This is a genomic window from Thomasclavelia cocleata (assembly GCF_900102365.1).
Taxonomy (GTDB): domain Bacteria; phylum Bacillota_I; class Bacilli_A; order Erysipelotrichales; family Coprobacillaceae; genus Thomasclavelia; species Thomasclavelia cocleata.
Map to the genome: position 1 here is coordinate 14,600 of NZ_FOIN01000014.1, position 22,800 is coordinate 37,399.

General features: G+C 29.5%; 13 protein-coding genes. 12 read left to right on the plus strand and 1 reads right to left on the minus strand.

All coding sequences use genetic code 11. The features are described from left to right. Positions 1 to 141 precede the first annotated feature (141 nt). Entirely contained in the window at positions 142 to 1,554 is a 1,413-nt protein-coding gene (locus tag BMW96_RS06790; RefSeq protein WP_092353808.1) for a VanZ family protein, read from the minus strand. A gap of 694 nt (positions 1,555 to 2,248) precedes the next feature. Between BMW96_RS06790 and BMW96_RS06795 the strand changes: the two genes are divergently transcribed. The 12 genes from BMW96_RS06795 to BMW96_RS06855 all read left to right on the plus strand — a co-directional run bounded on the left by BMW96_RS06795 (position 2,249) and on the right by BMW96_RS06855 (position 22,781). Then, on the plus strand, positions 2,249 to 2,500 hold the full coding sequence (locus tag BMW96_RS06795; protein ID WP_092353810.1) for a helix-turn-helix domain-containing protein: 252 nt from the start codon (positions 2,249 to 2,251) through the stop codon (positions 2,498 to 2,500). An 873-nt stretch (positions 2,501 to 3,373) separates the two neighbouring features. Then, a complete protein-coding gene (locus BMW96_RS06810) occupies positions 3,374 to 4,039 on the plus strand; it encodes a response regulator transcription factor (protein ID WP_092353816.1) in 666 nt (221 codons plus the stop codon). Further along, positions 4,036 to 5,043, plus strand: coding sequence for a sensor histidine kinase (locus tag BMW96_RS06815; RefSeq protein WP_092353818.1), 1,008 nt, complete (start codon positions 4,036 to 4,038; stop codon positions 5,041 to 5,043). Before BMW96_RS06810 ends, BMW96_RS06815 begins: the two co-directional genes overlap by 4 nt. A gap of 73 nt (positions 5,044 to 5,116) precedes the next feature. Continuing rightward, complete coding sequence (locus BMW96_RS06820; RefSeq protein WP_092353820.1) at positions 5,117 to 5,884, plus strand: ABC transporter ATP-binding protein; 768 nt, start codon at positions 5,117 to 5,119, stop codon at positions 5,882 to 5,884. Continuing rightward, positions 5,871 to 7,871, plus strand: a complete 2,001-nt coding sequence (locus tag BMW96_RS06825; RefSeq protein ID WP_092353822.1) for an ABC transporter permease — start codon at positions 5,871 to 5,873, stop codon at positions 7,869 to 7,871. The genes BMW96_RS06820 and BMW96_RS06825 overlap by 14 nt, the downstream gene beginning before the upstream one ends. Before the next feature lie 219 nt (positions 7,872 to 8,090). Continuing rightward, positions 8,091 to 8,708: a pentapeptide repeat-containing protein gene (locus BMW96_RS06830; protein WP_092353824.1), complete on the plus strand. Its 618-nt coding sequence runs from the start codon at positions 8,091 to 8,093 to the stop codon at positions 8,706 to 8,708. A 120-nt stretch (positions 8,709 to 8,828) separates the two neighbouring features. Continuing rightward, positions 8,829 to 10,652, plus strand: coding sequence for a translational GTPase TypA (typA, locus tag BMW96_RS06835; RefSeq protein WP_092353826.1), 1,824 nt, complete (start codon positions 8,829 to 8,831; stop codon positions 10,650 to 10,652). A 203-nt stretch (positions 10,653 to 10,855) separates the two neighbouring features. Further along, on the plus strand, positions 10,856 to 10,969 hold the full coding sequence (locus BMW96_RS14095) for a dockerin type I domain-containing protein (protein ID WP_162207491.1): 114 nt from the start codon (positions 10,856 to 10,858) through the stop codon (positions 10,967 to 10,969). Positions 10,970 to 11,420: 451 nt separating this feature from the next. Further along, on the plus strand, positions 11,421 to 12,371 hold the full coding sequence (locus BMW96_RS06840; protein WP_092353828.1) for a PD-(D/E)XK nuclease family transposase: 951 nt from the start codon (positions 11,421 to 11,423) through the stop codon (positions 12,369 to 12,371). A 702-nt stretch (positions 12,372 to 13,073) separates the two neighbouring features. After that, positions 13,074 to 16,145 (plus strand): glycoside hydrolase family 3 N-terminal domain-containing protein, encoded by a 3,072-nt coding sequence (locus BMW96_RS06845; RefSeq protein WP_092353830.1) that lies wholly within the window; start codon positions 13,074 to 13,076, stop codon positions 16,143 to 16,145. A gap of 299 nt (positions 16,146 to 16,444) precedes the next feature. Beyond that, positions 16,445 to 16,663, plus strand: a complete 219-nt coding sequence (locus BMW96_RS06850; protein ID WP_092353832.1) for a DUF6465 family protein — start codon at positions 16,445 to 16,447, stop codon at positions 16,661 to 16,663. Between the two features lie 1,108 nt (positions 16,664 to 17,771). Continuing rightward, complete coding sequence (locus BMW96_RS06855; protein ID WP_092353834.1) at positions 17,772 to 22,781, plus strand: GH32 C-terminal domain-containing protein; 5,010 nt, start codon at positions 17,772 to 17,774, stop codon at positions 22,779 to 22,781. Positions 22,782 to 22,800: the final 19 nt, after the last annotated feature.

The following is a 22,800-nucleotide window of genomic DNA, read 5'->3' on the forward strand; positions in this document are numbered from 1 at the left end:
TCTTGCGGCAGGAACATCAGCCACACAGGACGCAGGATATGGAGCGGTAACAGACAGGGCCGCGGGATTGTCAACATCTGCCCCGCCGCCCTATTTGAGTTTATTTATCTGCCCGATAAAATGGAATTTCGAGGAACGCTGTTATTCCATGGCTGAAACGATAGCTTCCCAAGGACAATCTGCCTGATTGATATAACCACTAAAACGGTACACCGGCCTGTAAAATCCCTTCGTATCATAGGTATAATCTAAGTGGCAGTCCTTTACAACAAGGTTGTCCTTTTTTTCAAAAGGAGTGTATTGCTCGAAGTTACCATCCATAATATCTAAATAGGCATCTTTTTCGGACATTAGAGTGACATTTTCAATATATTCATGGGTAATAACATTGTGGTGGAAACTGGAAATCTCTCCACTCTGATTATACGCAACCATAATACTACCTAAAGCAAAATCATCCTGCGGATAGTTTCCGTTCATAGTTGGCGCATCCCACCGAAGAATAGAGCCATCCTGAACACTGAAAATCATACCATCTGGAAGCAGGTTGTATTGCTTCATCCATTCTTCAAGTTCATTTCTTTTTGCAAGTGTTTCCGCTTCCGTCAATTCAACTGTATCGTATGACCATGTGTTATAATTCCACTCACCGCTGTTTGTCAATATAGTCAACTGAATATTTGAAGAATTACTGACATATACATGATTTCTTCCATCTCTGCGCACAGCCTTAAATTCGATGTCCGTCAATGCTTCAACCGCCTGAGCTATTGTTTCACGGTACTGCGAATCATTTGCACTAGGGTTCCTGTAAACACAGGCACTGTCCTTACCTTCTGAAAATACAGCTTCATTTTCAATGGATATGGCGGACATATTCTGCTTTTCTGCTGGTATAATCGGCATATTTCCGTATTCCTGTCCATTATATACAGCGATTGCGCAACCAATACCAATTACAAATATAAATGGAAGAACCAGCGCTTTTATAAGAGACTTCCATTCCAGCCCTTTTCGCCGGAAGCTGGTCAAGAAAAACATGATTACAAAATACCCAAAGATACTTCCGACAAAATTGTGCAGTAGGTCATCCAGCTCAAAAATTCCCCGTCCAGTTATAAGTTGCAACACCTCAATAAGAAAAGTAACCAGAAAAGACACCAGACAGGTGAAGCGAAATTTTTCGCCTTTCTGGGACAGGAAAGGAAGAAGGAAACCCAACGGCGCAAACATCAGCATATTGAAAATAATTAGTTGCAATTCTGTATAAGACCATTCATGCCACGCATTGACATAACCGCTAAACAAAGATGTGTTGATTGTTCCTGTAAAATTGGCTCCCCGGCTGAATGTTGTCAGTCCCAAAACAAGCAGTAACCACGCTGACAGAAGGACAAGCGCAGACCACTGTTTTACTGAGAGGGTTCGGGAACCATGAAATATTTTTTTGTAGAGCAGAAATGCTCCTGCATAAATAGGAATTAGTATTCCAATCCCGGCCAACGCCAGAAGCGAATAGCTAAAAATTGTTCTCAATATTGTTATGATGTCCATATAAATCTCCTTTTCATAGCCTCCAAATTTCAGATTCGTCAGCTAGTTTTTCAGTTTAAAACATAGCACATTTTCCCGCTGAAATCAATCCCCATTCTACGCCCGTCCCTTGACGGTCTGGATTTTTGCCGTTGCCATTTCGCCGCCGAAAACGGGGAACAGGATTTGACACCCTGCCCCCGCGCCCCCGACCTCTCCCAAAGAACAGTATGTGGTGTTACGCAATAGGGATTGAAAAGGCTTGATTTTTAAGGCATTGCAGACGCGAAAATCCACAGGATAAGGGTTTTTATACTACCTACCCACGAAAACGGCTTCTAACCGTCCACAGGCGCATTTTGCGCCCGTTCTTCCTGACCGTTTCCCGCCGCGCTGAAAAGTTTTGCGTCAATAACTCAAAAAAGCACTTTACAAAACGCTTCATGCAGGATAATCTGTGAAACGTAAGAGTAATCTTTTCCGCTCCCAGCATATACAGTCAACTTTCTTTTGCTCATTTATCTTCCCTTTCCAAAATGCGCCTGCACTTTATTTCAAAAACACTCCCGTCTGTCATTGAAATACCAAATGTGTTTTCTTTTTCATAATCCCCAAATTTTTTATAGTTGCGCCCCTATAGTCCCAGACTAATCATTTCAGCTTGCTACAATCAATATAAGGGTTTGGGTCAGTCGTAGGCAAAAGGGGTGCTGTTATGCAATGGTTTCTACAAGATATAAGCATAGGAGAAAATTTAAAAATTCTAAGAGAAAGATTCGGTTACTCGCAATCAGAATTAGTGGCGAAATTACATCTTATGGGCAGCAATATGTCACGCAGCACTTATTCCAAAATCGAAACTGGCACTCGGAATATACGGATTAGCGACTTTCTCGCCTTGAAGCAAATTTATGGCGTAGATTTTTCGGAATTTTTTATTGGGGTGTTACCAGATAGTGAAAAATAAAAAGGCAAGTAAAGCAATTCATCAGCTTACTTGCCTTTTTGCTGGGTATCTGTCAGCAATGTCCTATGGCGTCCAGAAGTTTAGGAGATAAAGAAGTCATTTCTTTCAGTTGTTCCTCGTTATAATCAGAAAATTGCGACATTGTAGAAATTTCGTATTCCTGCCATATCAAGGAAGTTTTTTTCTTCGGAAGAATCTCAAATAGATATTTGTCCTCCCAATCTTTAAACATAACTCCATTTTTTTTAGTGTGTAGTATGTTTTCATAGTCAGGGCATAATCACACTGGCAAATGACATATAAATCATGGGCTGTCTTGTGTTTAAAGTCGTCCATACAGAATATTTTGCCCTGAAAGAATAGGTTATGTAGCATCGTAGGAAAATGGCAACTGTCAAATGCTTCCCTGATAGAAGCAAGAGAACGTATCTGAATGCCATACTTTTGGCATATGCTGTCAAGTTCCAGCATTGTACCTTTGCCCATATTATGGAACTTCAATATTTCCTCTCTGGGATGGTATAGAAGAAGTGGTATGGATATTATAAACTTTATACTATCACCGAAAGTTCTAGGCAATAAGAAAGGGGACAGACCAGGTCTAGTCAATCCCCTCGATTACTATCTTAAGAGTTTGTGATTTGATATAAATGTAGAGCCGTATACGAGACCCGTATGTACAGTTCAATAGGAGGGGCAATAAATCTAGAATTTATTCCTCTACCCTATTGATAGAGGGTATAACAGTCTATGTTAATATATCTGGTTAGATGATTATATAAAAATGTTGATGAAAAACTGAAACTTGAAAGATAATTCATTTGTTCTTTTACTATGTTTGTGTATAATTGTAATTAATAGGAGGGTATAGAAATGGCGAAAATATTGATTATTGAAGATGAAATAAAGCTTAGACAGGAGTTAGAAGTTTATCTAAATAATAATGGTTATCAAACAGAAGTAATTGAGTCTTTTGAAAATACTTTAGAACAGATGAATAGTTTTAATGGGGATCTGATTTTATTAGATATTAACTTACCAAATATAAGTGGACAATTTCTTTGTAAAGAATATCGCAAAGTTTCTAGTAAACCAATCATTATTGTTACAAGTAGAAATAATGAAATGGATGAGCTAATGTGTATTAATTATGGTGCAGATGATTTTGTTACTAAGCCATATAATCCTCTGATACTTATAGCTAGAATTGAGGCTGTTTTAAAACGAATGCAGCCTGCAAGTGAAATTTTAATTAGTTATCAGGATATTAAATTAGATGTATCAAAAAGCAGTATTTTAAAAGATGATCGAGTAATTGAATTATCTAAAAATGAATTAAAAATATTCTATTATTTGTTACAGCATCGAGGGATAATTAAGTCTCGTGAAAATTTAATGGAGTATTTATGGGATAGTGATATGTTTGTAGATGATAATACTTTAACTGTTAATATTAATCGTTTACGGAAGAAATTAGAAGATATTGGTTTAAAAGATGTAATTCATACAAGAAGAGGTCAAGGGTATATAATCTTATGAAATTGAGGGAATATTTAAAGGATCAAATCATTAGTATTATTATTATGTCTAGTGTAATTGTGTTAATCTGGATTATTTTGAGAGCGTTTAATTATTCTGATTTTCTAGTTGTTTATATACCACTATTGATTATTTGTGCGTATTTGTTGATGCTAAGTCATGATTATTTTAGAAAGAAAAAGTATTATAATCATTTTACTAATATTTTAGATAATTTAGATGAAAAATATTTAATAACTGAGTTAGTTGAAAAACCTCATTTTTTAGATGGGAAAATTATGATAGATAATATCTATGAAATAGATAAAGCAATGAAAGAACATTTAAATGAATTATTATATCGTCAAAGTGAGTTAAAAGAGTATATTGAAATGTGGTGTCATGAAGTTAAAACTCCTGTGGCTACTAGCCAATTAATTATTGAAAATAATTTAAATTTTGTAACTAATAGTATTAAAGAAGAACTAGTAAAGATTGATGATTATGTTGAACAAGTTTTGTTTTATGCTCGAAGTGAAAATGTTGAAAAAGATTATTTAATCAAGGAGCTTGATTTGAGTGATTTAGTAAATTCAGTAATTAAAAGAAATAAAAAAGATTTGATTAATAAGCAAATTAAAATTGAACTTGATAATTTGAATATGAGTGTTGCTAGTGATAAAAAATGGTTAGAATTTATTTTGAATCAGATTATTAATAATTCCATCAAGTATATTGATAAAGAACCAGTTATTTTATTTAGAGCTAAAAAATATAAAGATCGAATTGAATTAAATATTCATGATAATGGAATCGGAATTTTAGAGAGTGAGTTAAATCGTGTTTTTGATAAAGGCTTTACTGGTACTATTGGGCGACAAAAACAAAAAAGTACTGGGATTGGATTGTATTTATGTAAGAAGCTATGTTTGCGTTTAAATCATGAAATTAAGATAGATTCCAATAATGAAGGCACAACAGTAACAATTATATTTCCAGTTAGTTCTTATGTAACCTTACATTAATGTAAGGTTATGTTATTTTATTCGATGGTAGAAAAATAATAGATGGTTATAATAGTTATTGAGGTGAAGAGAAATGGAAAAAATATTAAGAATTGAAAATATTGAAAAGTATTATGGGAATAAGAATAATATTACCAAAGCAGTTGATAATATTAGTTTTGACGTTGATGATGGCGAGTTTGTAGCAATTATGGGAGCTAGTGGTAGTGGTAAGAGTACATTATTAAATTGTATTTCAACTATTGATAAAGTTACAAGTGGGCATATCTATCTAAAAGATGTTGATATTACTAAATTGAAAGGTTATAAACTAACAAAGTTTAGAAGAGATTCATTAGGGTTTATTTTTCAAGATTTTAATCTTTTAGATACTCTTACTTCATTTGAAAACATTGCATTAGCATTAACGATAAAAAAATCAAATTATAAGAAAATTGATGATAAAGTTAGTGAAATAGCATCAGCACTTGGAATCAAAGACATTTTAAATAAATACCCATATGAATTATCAGGAGGTCAAAAACAAAGAGTTGCTTGTGCTAGAGCAATTGTTACTAATCCTGATTTGATTTTAGCTGACGAGCCAACTGGAGCTCTTGATAGTAAATCAGCTCGTATGTTATTAGATAGTCTTAATGCATTAAATGAAAAGTTAAATGCAACTATCTTAATGGTCACTCATGACTCTTTTACAGCAAGTTATGCTGATCGGGTTATTTTTATCAAAGATGGTAAGATTTTTAATGAGATTGTTAAAGGTGATAATTCACGTAAAGTGTTTTTTAATAGTATTATGGATGTTCAAACATTATTGGGTGGTGAACTAAATGAAGTTATTTAGTTTGGCACTTAGAAACATTAAAAAAAGTATTAAAGATTATTCGATTTATTTCATAACGCTGGTTATAGCTGTGGCTATTTTTTATATCTTTAATTCAGTTGATAGCCAAACAGCAATGATGTCAATTAGTAAATCGACTATGGAAATTGTTCAAGCTATAGTAAATGTTTTATCTTATATTTCGGTTTTTGTATCTATAGTGTTAGGTTTTTTAATTGTTTATGCTAATAACTTTTTAATTAAGCGGAGAAAAAAAGAAATTGGGATTTATTTAACATTAGGAATGTCAAAATTTAAGGTTTCAACAGTTTTGGTTTTAGAAACAATTATTGTTGGGGTTATATCTTTAGGAATTGGATTAATTTTAGGAGTGGGGTTATCTCAATTATTGTCAATTTTTACAGCTAAATTATTTGAGGCTGATATGACTAAATTTACGTTTGTGTTTTCTAGTGGAGCAATGGTATCAGCTATTATTAATTTTAGTTTTATTTATGTTATTGTTATGATCTTTAATATTATTACTTTAAATCGTTTTAAATTAATTGATTTATTGTATGCGAATCGTAAAAATGAAAAAGTTAAAATAAAGAATGGCTGGTTGATTTTTACTATTTTTATTGTTTCAGTAGTTTTAATTGGTTATGCATATAAGTTATTATATGATGGGGCTTTACTTGTTGTTGGAAGAGATTTTCTAATTATGATTATATTAGGTTCGATTGGAACATTCTTATTTTTCTTATCTGTATCAGGATTTTTATTAAAAGTAGTTCAGATGCGAAAAAAAGTTTATTACAAGGGTTTAAATATGTTTATTTTAAAACAAGTAAACAATAAAATTAATACACATGTTGTATCAACAACTGTTATTTCATTGATGCTTTTACTTACAATAGGAATTTTATCTTCATCATTAGCAATGGCTTCAGCAATGAATGCTTCTTATATCGATAATTGTCCTAGTGATATTACAGTACTTTTTTTAGATATAGAATCATTACAAAAATTAAAACAAGAACCATCTTATCAAAGAATTGTTAAACATGATTATCAATTTAGTTATTTAAACTTAAAAGGACTAAGTCAAGGTGATTTTATCAGTCCTAAAAATGATATGTATAAACAAATGGATATTTTAAAAGAACAGCCAATGAAAGTAATCAAAGAAAGTGATTATAATCAAATCATGTCTTTAAATGGAAAAACAGATAAAAAGATTCATTTAGCAAATAATCAGTATCAACTAGTAGCAACATTACCAATGGCTTTAGAATGCTATAATCAGTTTTTAGAAGATAATAGTACAATTAAAGTTGGTGAAACAACATTAACTAGTTTAACTAATCAAGTTGTTGAATTATCAATTACTAATAGTAGTGGTAATGAGGGATTTATTGTTGTAAGTGATGAAATTGTAAATAAATATGGTCAAATACCAAAAATGTCAGAAATTTATTTAGTTGGTAATTATGAAGGTGATAAAGAAGTAAGTGAAGAAAAATTTCAAGATTTTATATCTATTTTTAATAAACAAATAGAAGCTGAGGGACATCAAATTAATTCTTTTACTCGAATTGAATTAGGAGAGGCTAATATTGGAACAAGTGCACTATTTACTTTTGTGGGATTATATTTGGGAATTGTTTTTGCTCTAGCAAGTGGTACTGTTTTAGCGATTGAACAATTATCAGAATCATCTGATAATAAGGAGCGTTATTGTATCTTAGGACAATTAGGCGCAAGTAGGCCAATGGTTAATTGCAGTTTGTTAGTACAGATTGGAATTACTTTTATGTTCCCATTAGTTGTTGCTTTAGTTCATAGTTTTGTAGCTCTAAATGAAATAAATTATATAATTAATTTAATGGCAAGTATAAATATAGCTGATAATATTTTAATCACGACTATCTTTATTATTATAGTATATGGTGGTTATTATTTAGCGACATATCTTGCAAGTAATCGGATTATTAATGAACAATAGATTATTTATATAAATAATTTTAGGCTATTGACAAAGTTAGTTTTTAAAACGATCTTTGTTATATAGCCTTTTATTTTTTATATATAGTATTTATATTTAATAAGTTGATACAAACTATATTGAACATTTATATATGTTATTAGATAATTATAATATGATATTTTGAAATCTTTACATTATTAATTGGCTATGTTTATAATAATTTAGTGGGGTGATAGAATGAAAAGAAGAAAACCAGTTATTTATGATTTAAATGAATGTTGTTTTCATGAAGTTGAAGATAATTATTATCAATGCTTATTTACAGAGAATCCATTAGGTTTAATAACTGTTAAAGATATGACAATAGAGGAGTGCAAGTTTGTAAAAATTGATTTTAGTTTGATTAAACTTATTAATACTCATATAGTTGATTGTATTTTTGAAAATTGTGATTTATCAAATTTAGAGTTTAATAAAATTAGTATCCATCGTTGTCAATTTATTAATTGTAAAATGACAGGAGTGAATTTTATTAATTGTTCTTTACATGATCTTTTATTTAAAGGGGTACAAGGGAGATATTTGAATATCAGTCTTGGTAATATTCGTAATGTTGATTTTGTTGATACAGTGCTTGATGAGAGTAGTTTTATGGAAGTTGATGTTAAAAATTTGATATTTAATCAAGTTAGTTTTATTGGTGGAGAAATTTTTAAAACGGGATTAAAGGGTATGGATTTTAAAACAACAAATATAGAAGGAATAAGAATTGATAATTATAGTTTAAAGGGAGTTCATGTTGATATGTATCAAGCGATTGCTTTAGCGAGTTTATTGGGAATCATAGTTGATTAAATATATTGATAAAAAATAGAAATTATGGCTATATAAGCACCATTTTATCTCAATTAAAAAAAATAATGACAAAATGCAATTCTGTGATATAATGATAAAGTTATAAGAGAGGTTGAGTAAATGAAAATAAGAAATATTGCGATAATTGCCCATGTAGATCACGGTAAAACAACATTGGTAGATCAATTGTTAAAGCTATCAGGTACATTTAGAGATAATGAGCAAATAGCAGAAAGAGCAATGGATAGTAATGCAATTGAACGTGAACGAGGAATTACTATTTTAGCTAAAAATACAGCGATTAATTATAAAGATTATCGAATTAATATTATGGATACTCCAGGTCATGCTGATTTTGGTGGTGAAGTTGAAAGAATCATGAATATGGTTGATGGGGTATTATTAGTGGTTGATGCATATGAAGGTACAATGCCTCAAACACGTTTTGTTTTAAAAAAAGCACTTGCTGCTAAGGTTAAACCAATTGTAGTTATTAATAAGGTAGATAGACCAGTAGTAAGAATTCAAGAAGTAATGGATGAAGTATTAGAATTATTTATGGAATTAGGAGCAGATGATGCTCAATTAGAATTCCCGACAATTTTTACTTCAGCATTACAAGGAACATCAAGTCTGGCTCCTGAATTATCAACACAAGAACCAAATATGGATTGTTTATTGGATATGATTATAAGTGAAATTCCAGAACCATTGGTAGATGAAGAAGGACCACTACAATTCCAACCAGCTTTATTAGATTATAATGATTATGTTGGAAGAATTGGAATTGGTAGAATCCAACGAGGTAAAATAAGAGTTAATGAAAGTGTTACATGTGTACGTGCAGATGGTACACATAGTCAATTTAGAATTCAAAAATTATTTGGATTCATTGGATTACATCGAATTGAAATAGAAGAAGCTGAAGCAGGAGATATTGTAGCTATAGCTGGATTAGCTGATATTGGTGTTGGTGAAACCGTATGTACAACTGGGAAGGAAGAAGCATTACCTTTATTAAAGGTAGACGAACCGACAATACAGATGGTATTTGGTACTAATACTTCACCGTTTGCAGGTAAAGATGGTAAGTTTGTTACTGCTCGACAAATAGAAGAAAGATTGTTTAAAGAAACTAATCGAGATGTTTCTTTAAAGATTGAAAGAATTCCTAACAGTGAAGAGTGGATTGTTTCTGGACGTGGAGAATTACATTTATCAATCTTAATTGAAAATATGCGACGTGAGGGTTATGAACTACAAGTATCTAAACCTAAAGTAATTGTTAAAGAGATCAATGGGGTAATATGTGAACCATATGAAGAAGTAAATATTGAGGCTCCTGATGATTGTATTGGTAATGTTATTGAATCATTGGGATATCGTCGTGGTATACTTGAAAATATGGTTAGTAATGATGGACAAACAAGTGTTACATATACAATTCCTTCAAGAGGTATGATAGGTTTTATGACAAACTTTTTAACAATGACTAAAGGATATGGGATAATATCACATTCATTTTTAGAGTATCGTCCGATGGAAGGTGATGCTGTTGGTGAAAGAGCACTTGGTGTTTTGGTGTCAATTGATAGCGGTCAAACAACTGCTTATGCTTTAGGGGGGGTTGAAGATCGTGGAGTAATGTTTATTGGTCCTGGAGTAGATGTTTATGAAGGAATGATTGTTGGTGAACATAGTCGTGATAATGACTTAGTTGTTAATGTAACAAAGGGTAAACAATTAACAAATACACGTTCTTCTTCAAAAGATTCAACAGTTGTATTAAAAAGACCACGTGTTTTCAATTTAGAAGCTTGTCTTGATTATATTAATGATGATGAATTAGTTGAAGTAACACCAGAAAATATTCGATTAAGAAAACGTTATTTAACAGAACAAGAACGTAAACAGCAAAATCGATTAAAAGCAAAAGAACAATAATGTTTGTTGTTAAATAAGAAAGGTCTTTAAGTTTTAACAAATCTTGTTAAAACTCAGAGGCCTTTTTATAATTGGTTGTTATCTTAGGTTTAATTATTTTAAGTGATTAAAAAGTAATAAAATTATGTGACACACTTTTTGGATTAACAACATTATTAGTAGTAAATATACCAGCAGTTCATTTAGATACTGAACTAATAGAATTGAATGATAAACAAATACAAGCAGCAGATGTCAACAAAGATGGAAGTGTGGATTTTTTAGATGCTATTCAAATATTAAGGTATGATGCTGAATTGATTAATAGTTTTGATTAATAGATTAAAAAAATATATAGTTGATTTATAAATATTATATATTTAGTGATTAAATACATATATTCATAGAAGGGGATATTGTTGTTGAAAGGGCTGATATATAGATATGTGATAGAAGCTATAAATTGATAGAAATAACTTTTGAAGGGACAATTGAAGTATGATGGGATTGATAAAATAAGGGATCAGAACATATAATATTATTTTCAAATAAAGGGTTTCAAAAAAAGCATGTGTTAAACAGTATTGCGTTTTGTCTTTTATATAGTTCTTTTTCAATTATTTGTACATAAATATAAAAATAGGTTTGTTACCTTTATATGTACTTTAATGCTGTTTATATTTTTTAGGATATAACCAATATATTATTTGTTGTATATGATTATAAAAATTTGATTTTTAAAAGTAAGCCTCCTGATTATTTTGTATAAAATAATAGGAGGATTATTGTATGAGTGAAGTAATTGGTTATCAAAATGATTTAGTTAAATTTAATAACGATCTTTTCTTTAAATATCTTCTTTCCAGAGATACTGCTGAATCTAAAATGTTAAGAAAGTACATTGTTAAACTCGTTACCAATATCGACTGTAAAAAAATGATTGTTAAAAATCCTGAAATCAATCAAAATACTGTTCTTGCTAAAAATATTATTTTAGATATTTGTGCTGTTGATGAAACTGGCAGAGTTATTGATATAGAAATGCAGATGGCAGGCAACAGTAGCAGTGAATCAGCAAGATTTCAGTTTTATGGAGCCAGACTTCTAGTAGAACAGTTAGATGCTGGTGAGAAGTATAATATGTTAAGACCAGTATATCAAATCATCTTTATCAATGATGATGACGATTGTTTGATTAGGGATTATGCATATAGAGACAGTAAAGGAAGGATGGAAAAAGGTAATTTAAACTATCGCTATTTTATTAAGATGAAACATATTGAAAAGATTCTAAAAGAAAAAGAAGTTAAAGAACTAAGTGATTTAGAAAGGTTATGTTATCTGTTTATAAAGAATGAATATACTGGTATAATAAAAGAGAAAGAAGAAGACATAATCGGGATGGTGATAAAGATGTATAACAAGTTTAGAAATAATGAGCCAATGTGGTCAATAGCAAATCAGTTAGCATTAGCGAGAATAAGAACAGAATCATTTAAAGATGAGTATCACAGTAAGGGATTAGAAGAAGGAATTGAAATAGGGATAAAACAAGGGCTTGAAAAAGGAAAAAAAGTGATGTTTGAAATGACTAAAGAACTGATTGAAGGAAGATATCATCAGGAATGTAGAGAATGGATAGAAGGATTAAGTGAAAAACAGTTAAGGTTAATAAACAAATATATATTTGAAGAAGATGAATTTGAAGCATTTAAACAAAGGATAGATAATAGTAATTAGTGTTTAAAAGACAATTGAGGATTTTTAAATTGTTTCTTACAGAAATTTATTTTAAATTTAATTACTATTGTTTGTACTCAAATATAAAGTAGATTTGCAGTTTTAGGTGGAAAAGAATAGATAATTCTAATATTGGAATCTTGTGGATCGTTTCATATGTGGATGTAGCAGAGATATTAGTTAAAATAACACTAGTTTCTTTATATAATTAACCAACTTTTATGGCACAGCTAGGAATAATATCTAAACTAATAAAATAAACATCATGTAATACTGTAAATGGTTGTGTTATTATAATTTATTTACTAATAAAAATGGCAAAATAGTTTATAAAATCTATCTTATGGTTTTTTTAGTAGATGTAAATGGTAATATTTAACAACATTTATTTAATTTTATTTTATGGTTAATATTGACATTATTTATGTAAGTATTTAAAATAAAAATATAGGCAAGGTGTTACTATTAAATTAGGCATGACCCGAGTATTGATTAAAGCAAAAATATTTTTTGCTTACTTTACTTGGGTTTTCTTTTTAAAGAAGTAGCATTTGTTTACAGTTTTTAATCAAGTATAAACAAAATATAGAAGTAAGGAGTGTGAAAATAAAAGGGATGGGGATCTTGTTTATATTTGAATAGTTTTTTTAGAGTATAATATTTGTTTAGTTTTTGAGGAAAGGTAAATACGAGGAGATAAAAATGAAAAGGTTAGGGAAAAAGAAAATTATTTCACTAATTATGGCTTTATTTATGGTTTTTACAACTATATTTAGTGTACAAATTTCTAATGTTAGTGCATCTGAAAATGCTGAAAAAGCAAAAGCACTTGTAAGTAAAATGACATTAGAAGAAAAGATTGGACAAAAAATAATGTTGTCATTTAGAAGTGGATGGACAATGAGGGATGGTACAAGAATCTCAGCAGTCCAAAATATTAATGATGAAATTTATGAAATTATTGGTAAATATGATATTGGTAGTGTAATTTTATTTGCTGCTAACTTTAATTCTGATGCAAAAATAAATGTAGAATTAACAGATGGTTTACAAAGAGCAGCAATGGATGAAACTTTAGGTGGAAACAGTATTCCATTATTAATTGCTACTGATCAAGAAGGTGGAATTGTATATCGTTTAACTGGTGGAACTGCTTTACCTGGTAATATGGCTTTAGGTGCTAGTGGTGACATAGAAAATGCTGTTAAAGCAGGTAATATTATTGGTAGTGAATTGAATGCAGTTGGTGTAAATGTTAACTTTGCACCTGATGCTGATGTAAATAATAATCCTAATAATCCTGTTATTGGATTACGTTCATTTAGTAGTAATCCACAATTAGCTGCTAGATTTGTTTCTGCTTATATTGAAGGTGTTCAAAATAATAATGTGGCAACTGCTGCTAAACATTTTCCAGGGCATGGAAATGTAGCAACTGATTCTCATACAGGTTTACCTTCAGTTCCTGCTACTAAAGAAGAATTATATGCAACAGAGTTAGTGCCTTTCCAGGCAGCAATTGATGCAGGAACAGATATGGTGATGACAGCTCATATCCAATTCCCAAATATTGTAACAGAAGAAATTTATTCTGATAAAAAAGATGAGTTAATGAGTCCGCCAGCTACATTATCTAGAGAGATTTTGACTGACTTATTAAGAGATGAAATGAATTTTGATGGTGTCATTGTAACTGATTCTATGACAATGCAAGGTGTGGCTGATTATTTTGATACAAATGAAAGAAACTTATTAGCTGTTAAAGCTGGGGTTGATATTTTAGATATACCATTTACTGATATGTCTTCTATGGCTGATATGGAATCCAAATTAATTCCATTAGTTAATGCGTTTGTAGATGCTTATACTAAAGAAGATGGTTATAATGGAATTAAATTATCAGTAGAAGAGTTGGATGAATCTGTTGAAAGAATTTTAATTTGCAAATATAACAGAGGTGTAATGGATTTAGTTAATGATACAACTACACTAGAAGAAAAGAAAGCAATTGCTTCAAGTGTTGTTGGTTCTGTTGAAAATCGTGAAACAGAAAGATTGATTTCTGCTAATGCAGTTACTGTTGTGAAAAATGAAAATAATGTATTACCACTTAAATTAACTAGTGATTCAAAAGTGGTATTTGCATCAACTTATTCAAGAAATAATAATCGTTTTGTTTTAGCTTGGCAAAGAGCTAAACAAGCAGGAATTATTCCAGAAGGTGCAGATTATAAGATTTTACAACATTATAATTGGACTGGATTAAATGATAAAGTTAATAGTGCTATAAATTCTGATGGTACTAATTTTGCAGGTACAAATAAAGATGTTTTAGATTGGGGTACTGTTCTTGTTCATGCATCAGAAATCAGTAGTGCTGGTGGAATTGATGGATATTTAGTGGCATGTCCACAGTTATTTACTCAATATTGTAAAGATAATGGAAAACAAACAGTTGTTATTTCATTAAATCATCCTTATGATGTACAAGCATTCCCAAATGCTGATGGTATTTTAGCAGTATATGGTACAACTAGTTTAGGCTTAGATATTACTGAGTCATTTGGTGGTGGTACAGTTGGTGCAACTGCAGCGTTTAGTCCTAACTTAACTGCAGGTACTGAAGTTGTATTAGGAACATTTGGTGCTACAGGTAAATTACCAGTTGATGTTCCAAAATATGTGTCTGGTTCTAAAGTATATTCAACTGATGAAAATGTGTATGAATTAGGATATGGTATTGAGTATGATTCTATTGTTGAAGATGCAGATAAAACAGCTTTAAATGAAATGATTGAAAAAGCAAAATCTTTAAATGAAGATGAATTTACTGCTGAATCTTGGAATGATGCAGCTAGTGTGCTTAGTGAATTAAAAGATTTATTAAAAACTGCTGAAAATGTTAATTTAACTCATAAATTAGCTCAATCTGTTGTAGATGGTGCCAAAACAGATTTACAAGGAAAATATGCTGAAGTATTAACGTTATTAGTACCTAATAATACTAATAAAACAGCATTAGAAATTGCTATTGAAATGGCAGAAAGTGCAAGCTTAGAAAATGTAGTACCAGCAGTAGTAGAAGAATTCAACGCAGCATTAGAAAACGCTCAAACAGTTTATGCTAATGCAAGAGCAACACAAGAAGAAATTGATGATGCATTTACTAGATTAGCAAATGCAATGCATATGTTAGAATTCTTTAAAGGAAATAAAGAATTATTACAAAAACAAGTTGATCAAATCAATGGATTAGAATCAGATAAATATATCGAATCGTCTTGGAATGCAATGTTACCAGTATTAGAAAAAGCAAATGGAGTATTAGGTAACGAAAATGCAATGCAGGAGGAAGTAGATGAAGTATATAGTGAATTAGTAAGAGCATTTGTTAACTTAAGATTAAAACCAAATAAAGATCTATTACAAGATTTAATCAATAAAGCAAATGGACTAAATAGAGCTAACTACACATCAGAATCATTAAAAGCAGTAGATGCTGAAGTAGCAAAAGCAAATGCAGTATTAAATAATTCTGAAGCAACAAAAGAAGAAGTAGAAAGTGCACAAATAGCATTACAAGGTGTATTAGATAAACTAGTAACAAAAGATGTTTCAAATGTTCAAGTTCCATCATCAGATGTTAAAGTAGTTAACAATGGTGAATCATCAGCATTAAAAACTGGTGATAACAGCATGGTTGTTCCGTTTGCATTTACAGGATTATTGGCTTTTGCAAGTGGTGTGATAGTATTTAAAAAGAAAAAAGACTAATAATTTATCTTTAAAATAGCTGCTATTTAATTAGTAGCTATTTTCATCCAGTATGTCAAAATCTAGGTGATGAAAGTCTTAATATTGATAATATGATTGTAAATAAGATTGTTATATTGAAGAAAAATCTTTTATTTATCTTTTGGGCTAAAAGCTCTTATTTTTCGCTAAAAAAAATTATAAAAACATTTTTATTTTATACGAGTAATTTAAAAATATGCGATATTAACTATAAAATTTGCATATTATTAATTTTTGTGATATTATATGAATTGTAGAAACGGGGGATAGATTTAGAAATGAAATCAATATTTGAAGTCCAGTATAGAGGCAAAAACGCTAATACAACTGAAATTGAAAAAATGGTAAAAGAGGACGTTAAGGCAAAGGGAGTTAAAATATCTACTATTGATACGTTAAACATTTATTTTACACCAGAAACTTCTTCAGTTTATTACGTTGTGACTACTAAAGATGGGGAATCAATTAATAATGATGAACCATTAAACGTTGAGTAGTCTTAATATAATATCCAAGTGATATATCCAAAAGAAAGAGGCTGTAACGAAATGATCTTTTTTAAAGATTAAGATTCGTTTTCAACCTCTTTTTTTGAAGAACTTGTATTATTTTGTTAAATTTTTAATTATAGGATTTTAAGAGGTATCAATAGAGAAAGTAATATATATTGTAAAGGGGTATTTTTTAGAAATTAAGTAGGTAGAATTTTTATGAATTTGATAGAATTCTAAAAGATCATCACTATTTTTTTAATATTCTTTACATAAGTAGATTTGGTTATGGTTAATTTGTATTATTGTTTTTATGTGGAAATAATGTTATTTCATTAAAAAATGAAATTGAAATCAATAATATTTCAAAAGAAATAATGAGGAATATTTAGGTTACTAATAAAATATATGTTAGTAATCTTTTATATTTATAAATATAAAATTTTTGTAAAAGTTAAATTTCATCTATCTTTTTTTATTATTTTAATTATGCTATATTATGGTCAAGAAAGTGATATAAAGTTATAATAAATAGTGTTATATAGATGAATATTTATAAAATTATTATTAGGATATTTAATGATGAAACAGTGACTTAGATTTAAGAGTTTAAAACTTGAGTTATAATAATTGGGGCTGATAAGGGATATTAAGTATTGTTTAAAAAGTAAATGAATATTTAATTGCTTTTATTTACTGCACTGATAATTTGATGCTAATGATGCAAGATATTAAATAATAATTATGGCTAACTAAACTTGTATGGATAGTGTAGTAAAATGTCTAATTTAAAAAAATAATGGATAAATATGTAATATTATATATAAAATAAACTTTTCTTTCCTTTCAAAAATATTATAAATAGAATATAAATATCTAAAAAATTATACTATTAATAGGGGAGTAAAAAATGTGAAATAATTTTATCTAATTTGGTTTAGATAAGGTGGAGGAGTAATCTTCCATTTTTTTATTTTAATTATTGTACTATTATAAAAAATATTATTTTGTGTGACATTTGTCATGTAAAAATGTTACATATTATACATTACTAATCAAACTAATAATTATATAATAACCATGTAAGCGATTTCTAAAAAGAAAGGGGAAAAATATGATAAAGAAAGTATTGAGTTTTATATTAGTTTTTTCAATGTTTTTTACAAATCTAACATTTGTAAATGCATTTAATATGCCAGATGAAAAAACGGATGTTCCTGATGGAACATTTGAAAGCAAATTAGAAACAAGAGAATTATCAAATTTTGTTTCTAAAAGTAATGGTGAAGTTACATCAAATGAAGATGGTGTCATGTTGAGCAAAAAAAATAATGATGATCATCACGCTTTATTAAATGAAGAAAATAAATATAACTGCTTTATTTATGAAGGGGATGTAAAACTTATTAATGGGATTAGTGCAGGATTAGTAATAGGAGTTACAGATCAAGAAAATGTTACTAATTCATGGTATGCGCTTAGTTTTAATATAGAGGAAACACAAAATCGTGTTCGATTATTTAAAGTAGAAAATGGTGTTACAAATTACGCTTACATTATAAATGATGAGGCTAGTTCAATTGATTTTAGTGATACAGTTCATATGTATATTGAATTTGATGAAATGGGTAATTATATTTTTAAGTTATCAAATAATGTTACTAATGAAGTTATTAAAACAGGTAAAGTTGATAATTGGAGTGGTGGATATATAGGATTATTGACATTTGATAGTAGTGCTTTATTTAGTAATATTAAAATTACAGATACTAATAATTCTGATAATTTAAAGACAAACTTAGATGGTATTAAAGAAAATGATAATTATCGAATTAGTGATATTGGAATTACAGGAAATTCTAATGGAGTAAATGATGTGTTTTTATTAAGTGAAACAGATGGAGATAATTTTGTTTATGAAGCAGATGTTAAGTTTAACGAACGTTGTGGCGCAGCATCATTAGTGTTTAGAGCAAGTGAAGATTTAAATAATAAAAGTATGTATGTAGCAAATATTAATGGTGCAAGTGGAGAAGCAAGGCTATTTAAATTTGGGCAAGATGATAATTATGATTTAGCTAAATCACAATTTATAGCATTAGATGAAAATGATGAGTATCATTTAAAAATAACTGTTATTGATAAACATATTGTTTATTATATTAATGGTCAGCTTGTAATAAATACAGCTGATTATACAATGAATGATCGTAATGAAGATTCTCATTATGGACAAAATGATGCTCTTACAAATGGTAAGTTTGGTTTACTTACATGGAATGGCAATGTAACATATCAAAATATTGAATATACACCTATAGATGATACTAATTCACCTCAATTAGATAATTTGAGTGTTGAAAGTATTAATGGTAAAGTTGATAAACAAATTGCATTTTCAAAGGGGCAATATGTTTATATTACATATGTTACAAATAGTACTACTGCAGTAAGTTTAATTCCAGAAATTAAAAATGATAGTGAAATTGTTGCGACTAATGAAAATGGAGAAATTGTCGATATTAATAATTTACCAGTTATAAAAGATTTACAAACTTATACATTAACAGTAAGAAACGGAAATGCAAAAGTTTTATATCGAATCCGTGTTCATCGAATGCAAGTTGATGAATCATACTACAATGAAGATTATCGTGGTCAGTATCATTATTCTGTAAAAGATGGATGGGCTAATGATCCTAACGGGATGATATATTATAAAGGAAAATATCATTTATTTTATCAATACTATGATTCACCAAATTGGGGACCAATGCATTGGGCTTATGCGACAAGCACAGATTTGATTCGCTGGGAAGAACAACCAATTCAATTTTATCCAGATGAATATGGAACAATGTATTCAGGTTGTGCAGTAATTGCCAATCATGAAACAGCACCAGCAATATTTCATGAAGGTGAGGAAGGAATTGTCTTCTTTATTACTTCTAATGGTGGTAATGGTGGAGATGTACAAAAAATAACAGCTGCATATAGTAAAGACGGTGAAACTTTCCATAAATATGATGAAGGAAAGGTATTGATTAATTGGACAGATGATTCTTTAAAAAATACCGCATTTAGAGATCCAAAAGTATTTAGATATGAAAATAAGTGGTTTATGGTAATAGCTGGAGGACCACTAAGAATATATTCATCAGATGATTTAGTTAATTGGCAAGTTGAATCGGTTTATGGAGATTTACATACTGAATGTCCAGATTTATATCCATTAGTAGTTAAAGATGAAAATAATCAAGAGACAGGCGAAGTTAAATGGGTTTTAGATCGTGGAGGAAGAAAATATAAAATAGGTGATTTTAAACAAGTTAATGGTAAATGGTCTTTTGTCCCTGATGAACAATATGCAAGTACTAATGCTAATGGAATGGGAAATGAAGATAATGATGGAATTATGAACTTTGGTCCTGATTCATATGCAGCAATGACATATTATATGGGTGATTTTGGAACTGCAGAAAATTTTAAAGCTCAAGATATTATTGCAATAAATTGGATGAATACTTGGGATAGTGGTTTTAATAATGCAATTCCTAATGCTAATGGTAATACTATTTTTAATGGAACATTTAATTTACAGTTAAAAATGGGAATTAAAAAAGATAGTGATGGAAAATATTATTTGACACAAACACCTATTAATGAATATAAAACATTAAGAGATGAAGAAAATAAAGTTGAATTAAATGATGTTACTATTAATGAAACAAATAATCCATTAAATAATTTTAGTGGTGATAGTTATGAAATTGTTGCAAATTTAAAACCAGATAGTACATGTAGTGAAGTAGGTTTTAAAGTTAGAACAGGTTATGATCAAGAAACAGTTATTAAATATAATCTAGAAAATAAGCAGTTAACTATTGATCGTTTAAAATCAGGAGTTATTGTTGTTGAAGGTGAACGACTTAATGTATGTAGTCAAAATGTTGAGTTGAATACAGATGGTTCAATTGATTTACATGTTTATGTTGATCGCAGTTCTGTAGAAGTATTTACAAATGATTATACAGTTGCAGGAGCAATGCAAATTTTTGCTAGTCCAGTATGTAAAGGTTTAAGTATTTATAGTATAGATGGTGATGCTACTGGAGATATTACAATATATCCAATGAAAACAATTTGGACAGATAAATTAACACCAACTAAACCTCTATCTGTAGGAATTGATAAAACTAATATAAGTGGCTATGTAGGTGATGAGTTTACATTAAATAGCTGGGTTTCACCAGCTGAATTATCTCAAGATTTAATTTATACAGTTGATGATAATGATGTTATTTCGTTAGAACAAAATGGCAGTCAAGCTACATTAAAAGCATTGAAAGCTGGTGAAGCAACAATCACTGTTGCAACTAAACAAAATCCAAATATTACAAAAAAATGTTTTGTTCATATTTATGAAAATAATTTTAAAACAAACTTAAGCTATTTTGAGACTATAGGTGGTAACTGGTATGTTGATGATGAAACATATATAGCAAGTCATAATGACAATGGATTCATGTTTGCTAATAAAATTAGTACAGATAAATTTAAATATGAAATTGATACTACATATCAAACAGGTATATTAAATTTTATTTTCCAGTCACAAACAAAAAATGTATGGGATGGATGTTATTCATTACAATTAAATGGAAATACAGTACGCCTATTTGATTTTAAAGATGATTATACATTTACAAGTACAGATAATCTAGTATTAGCACCTGATAATAAATATCATATAGAAATTAATGTTGATGATAATAAAATTATTGCATTAGTAAATGGTGTAGAATATATAAATCATGTAATTAGTGAATCTGATCGTCAATATGATGAAGGTTATGTAGGTTTAGGAATATTTAATACAAATGCTAAATATCAAAATTTCTATGTTACAACAGATACACCAATAACTCAAATAACATCTAAAATACCAGATCTATACCCATCTATCAATGCCGATTTAGAAGATATCAAAGCACTTTTACCAACAATGGTAACAGTTGCTGGTGATGATAATTTAAATAAAAAAGAAATGGCAGAAATTACATGGACTTTAGATACAATTGATGTTAATGTGCCAGATACTTATAACGTAACAGGAACAATTGCAAATGGTGTTGCAACAACTGTAAAAGTAATAACTCGTTCAAATAAAGCTTTAGCTGATTTAGAAGCTAAAACATATGATGAAAAAGATTATACATATGTTAGTTATCAAGAATACTTGAAGGTATTAGCAAATGCTAAAGAAGTATTGAGTAATGATGATAGTAGTCAAAAAGAAATTGATACAGCATATTTAAATTTACAGTTAGCTATTGAAAATTTAATTCCAATCAATAATATCAACAAAACAGCATTAAAAATTGCAATTGATTTAGCTAATGCAATCACCGATGAAGATTTAGAAAATGTAGTACCAGCAGTAGTAGAAGAATTCAAAGTGGCATTACAGGAAGCTAATGAAGTTTACAATAATGTAGGAGCTTCTCAAGCAGATGTAAATGCAGCTTTTGATCGACTTACAAATGTAATGCATATGTTAGACTTTGTAAAAGGCGATAAAACAGCATTGAAAGCATTTATCGATAAAGTTAGTGGATTAGATTCAACTAAGTATACAGAAGCTACATGGACAGCATTTGAAACAGAATTAAATGAAGCTAATTCTGTATATAATGATGAAAATGCAATGCAAGAAGAAGTAAATAATGCACACAAAGAATTAGTAACAGCATTTTTGAACTTAAGATTAATTCCAGATAAGAGTTTATTAGAAGAATTAATCAATAAGGCAGAAGGATTAGATAGTGCAAATTATACAAAGGCATCATATAAAGTAGTAAGTGATGCATTAAGTGAAGCAAAAGCAGTATATGAAAATCCAAATGCCACTCAAGAAGAAGTAGATAATGCAAAAGATGTTTTAGCAAAAGCAATCGTAGGGTTACAAACAGTAACAACTGGTAACACAGTAAAAACACGAGTAAGTAACGGAGATACTACAAGTGTAAAAACAGGTGATGAAAGCTTAATTGGAATGTTTGCAACAATTGCATTATTAAGTGTAGCTGGATATGCAGTATTGAAAAGAAAAGAAAAACAATAAAAATTACATAATTGGATGT

Coding starts and splice junctions, on each gene's coding strand:
- BMW96_RS06790 (WP_092353808.1), bottom strand. CDS start 1,554: ATGGACATCATAACAATATTGAGAACAATTTTTAGCTATTCGCTTCTG.
- typA (WP_092353826.1), top strand. CDS start 8,829: ATGAAAATAAGAAATATTGCGATAATTGCCCATGTAGATCACGGTAAA.
- BMW96_RS06845 (WP_092353830.1), top strand. CDS start 13,074: ATGAAAAGGTTAGGGAAAAAGAAAATTATTTCACTAATTATGGCTTTA.
- BMW96_RS06825 (WP_092353822.1), top strand. CDS start 5,871: ATGAAGTTATTTAGTTTGGCACTTAGAAACATTAAAAAAAGTATTAAA.
- BMW96_RS06850 (WP_092353832.1), top strand. CDS start 16,445: ATGAAATCAATATTTGAAGTCCAGTATAGAGGCAAAAACGCTAATACA.
- BMW96_RS06810 (WP_092353816.1), top strand. CDS start 3,374: ATGGCGAAAATATTGATTATTGAAGATGAAATAAAGCTTAGACAGGAG.
- BMW96_RS06820 (WP_092353820.1), top strand. CDS start 5,117: ATGGAAAAAATATTAAGAATTGAAAATATTGAAAAGTATTATGGGAAT.
- BMW96_RS06795 (WP_092353810.1), top strand. CDS start 2,249: ATGCAATGGTTTCTACAAGATATAAGCATAGGAGAAAATTTAAAAATT.
- BMW96_RS06815 (WP_092353818.1), top strand. CDS start 4,036: ATGAAATTGAGGGAATATTTAAAGGATCAAATCATTAGTATTATTATT.
- BMW96_RS06855 (WP_092353834.1), top strand. CDS start 17,772: ATGATAAAGAAAGTATTGAGTTTTATATTAGTTTTTTCAATGTTTTTT.
- BMW96_RS06840 (WP_092353828.1), top strand. CDS start 11,421: ATGAGTGAAGTAATTGGTTATCAAAATGATTTAGTTAAATTTAATAAC.
- BMW96_RS06830 (WP_092353824.1), top strand. CDS start 8,091: ATGAAAAGAAGAAAACCAGTTATTTATGATTTAAATGAATGTTGTTTT.